Origin of the sequence: Collinsella aerofaciens (assembly GCF_015670795.1) — a bacterium.
Taxonomy (GTDB): Bacteria; Actinomycetota; Coriobacteriia; order Coriobacteriales; family Coriobacteriaceae; genus Collinsella; species Collinsella aerofaciens_Q.
This window is the reverse complement of sequence record NZ_JADPCJ010000057.1, coordinates 1-2508: the sequence shown is the minus strand read 5'-3', so window position 1 is coordinate 2508 and position 2508 is coordinate 1. Positions and strand designations below refer to the sequence as shown.

The 2508-nt window shown below is 60.8% G+C and carries 2 protein-coding genes; one reads left to right on the top strand and one right to left on the bottom strand.

Annotated elements, in window-relative coordinates; translation table 11 throughout:
• Positions 1–225 precede the first annotated feature (225 nt).
• Positions 226–1188, bottom strand: a complete 963-nt coding sequence (murB, locus tag I4W09_RS10200; RefSeq protein WP_195445466.1) for a UDP-N-acetylmuramate dehydrogenase — start codon at positions 1186–1188, stop codon at positions 226–228.
• A 183-nt stretch (positions 1189–1371) separates the two neighbouring features.
• Here murB and I4W09_RS10195 point away from each other — a divergent pair, with 183 nt between their 5' ends.
• Positions 1372–2400: a LacI family DNA-binding transcriptional regulator gene (locus I4W09_RS10195; protein ID WP_055310491.1), complete on the top strand. Its 1029-nt coding sequence runs from the start codon at positions 1372–1374 to the stop codon at positions 2398–2400.
• Positions 2401–2508 lie beyond the last annotated feature (108 nt).

The window sequence follows — 2508 nt, the reverse complement described above, 5'->3', positions numbered from 1 at the left end:
ATAGGCCAATCGAGCCCAACATTGCTGTGAAATCCATACCGCGCCACCTCTCTTTTACAGTCCTGCTCGCACGGAGAGCACATTAAGTGCTCTCCGGCTCGTGCGGAACTCGCGATCAACCTTATGCCTCTCGGACTGTCCCGGCCCTCTCGGATTCGGGGCGCGACACACCGGACTGGGTTATCTGAATAAATATGGTGAAGGCCCCTTTCGGGGCCTTCTCTTTTAGAGGAATTCGCCTACTCGGTGGACTTCGGGTTCTAGGTCTACGTCGAACTGCTCTTTGACTTTGGCTTGGATGTCGCGGATGAGTTCGTCGACGTCGGCGGCGGTGGCGTGGTCGGCGTTGACGATGAAGCCGCAGTGCTTTTCGCTTACCTGTGCGCCGCCGACAGCATGGCCGCGCAGGCCGGCGTCCATGATGAGCTTGCCGGCAAAGTAGCCCTCGGGGCGCTTGAAAGTGGAGCCGGCACTCGGCATGTCGAGCGGCTGCTTGTCCTCGCGGCGCTGGCGGTAGTCGTCCATGTCGGCCTTGATCATCGCGGCGTTGCCCGGAGCGAGATTGAAGGTGGCCGAAAGCACGATGAAGCCGTCGTCGGCAATGCGGCTCTTGCGATAGCCCAGGTTGAGCTCATCGACATCGAACTCAATGATATTGCCGCTGCCGCGGGTGCCGTCGTCGAGCTGGCGAGCGGGTTTGTAGACGCGCACGGACTCCAGCACATCGGCCATGCAGGCACCGTAGGCACCGGCGTTCATGTAGCAGGCGCCGCCGACCGATCCGGGGATGCCCGAGATGGGCTCCATGCCGGTGAGGCCGGCCTCGGCTGCCGCCGCGGCGACATCGGAAAGCAGCGCGCCGGCTGCCGCCGTGACGTGCGTGCCGTCGACGGTGATGTTGGAGAGACCTTCGCCCAGCGCCACGACAACGCCGCGGATACCCTTGTCGCCGACGAGCAGGTCGGAGCCGTTGCCCACGATGGTGAGCGGTAGGTCGCAGCGATAACAGGTGTCGAGCGTGGCGACGAGGCCCTGCTCGGTATCGGGCGTGACAAAGACGTCGGCCGGGCCGCCGATCTTAAACGTGGTGTGCTCGCGCATGGGCTCGCTCATCAGCACGTTGTCCTCGCCGGCAACGCCAGCAAGCGCGCACAGCAGGTCCTCGTTAAAAAAGTCGTTCTCGTGCATACGAATATCCGCCTTTTGGTGGTTGTTGTCATCAATCGATTGCAATATACCCCACCCGGACGGATTTGGTGCGCTGGCGGCGATAAAACAGCCGTCTACCGGATTGGTAAAGTGTTTATCACCGAGGTAGAGGGGCGGTCGCTATACTTTCAAGAGATTGCGCGTAAACCTGGAAGGAGCGAGATGGCCAACAAAGTCACCCTCAAGCAGATTGCCCAGGAGGTGGGGCTTTCCCCCTCGTCGGTCTCGCTTGTTCTCAATAATCGGCCCTGTCGCATCTCGGAAGAAAACCGCAAGCTCATCAAGGAGGTTGCGGCGCGCAACCACTATGTTCCTAATCAGATTGCGCGTAGTCTGGTCATGCGCGAGTCGCGCACGCTGGGCCTTATCGTCCCTAACATCGAGAGCCGCTTTTTTGCCTCGCTCGCCGGTAGCCTGGAAAAGCGCTGCCGCGAGGACGGCTATGCGCTCTTCATTACCAGCTCGGGTGGAAGTGCTGACGACGATCTGGAGCTGCTGCGCCAGCTGGTAACGCGCGGCGTTGATGGCGTCTTCCTGGTTGTGGGCGACGAGTTCTCCGACGACCGCGCCCTGCGCGAAGAGGTCAGCCATCTGCCTATTCCTGCCGTGATGGTCGACCGTGCCATTGAGGGGCTCGAGTGCGACAAGGTGATGTTCGACCACGAGATGGGTGGCTACATGGCCACTCGCTATCTGATCGAGCAGGGCCACCGTCGCATTGCCTGCTTGGTTAACGCGCGCCGTTCCAATACGGGGCGTAAGCGACTTGCCGGCTATGAGCGCGCGCTGCGCGAGGTTGGCCTGCCTATCGACGCGCGTTTAGAGTTTGAGAGCGAGTACTACATCCCGAGTGCCTACGAGGCCTCGGAGGCGGTGCTCGCAACTGATGCTACCGCTGTGTTCGCAAGCTCGGATAACATCGCCCTCGGTCTGCTCAAGCGCTTACACGAGATGGGGAAGAGCATTCCGGGCGACATCTCGGTGGTGAGTTACGACAACTCGGCCGCCGACGTTCTCTTTGAGCCGGCGCTGACCGCGATTGAGCAGGATCCTGGTATCCTCGCGGAGCATGCTTTTGGCTGCATGTCCAAGCGCCTTGCCGGTAGGGGCGGTAGACGTGCCGAAGAAGTCGTTCTGGAGCCGGCGCTTATCGTGAAGGGCAGCGTGCTCGATCTTACCGAATGTAGCTAAGCGTACTTGTTTGTTTGCATAGATTGCATGCGGAGTGTCCGCTATTTGCCGGCGGGGCCGGGGTGCCTGCCTTGTTTTGAGAAGTTCGCGGAGCCCACTTCTCAAAAC

Coding starts and splice junctions, on each gene's coding strand:
- murB (WP_195445466.1), bottom strand. CDS start 1,188: ATGCACGAGAACGACTTTTTTAACGAGGACCTGCTGTGCGCGCTTGCT.
- I4W09_RS10195 (WP_055310491.1), top strand. CDS start 1,372: ATGGCCAACAAAGTCACCCTCAAGCAGATTGCCCAGGAGGTGGGGCTT.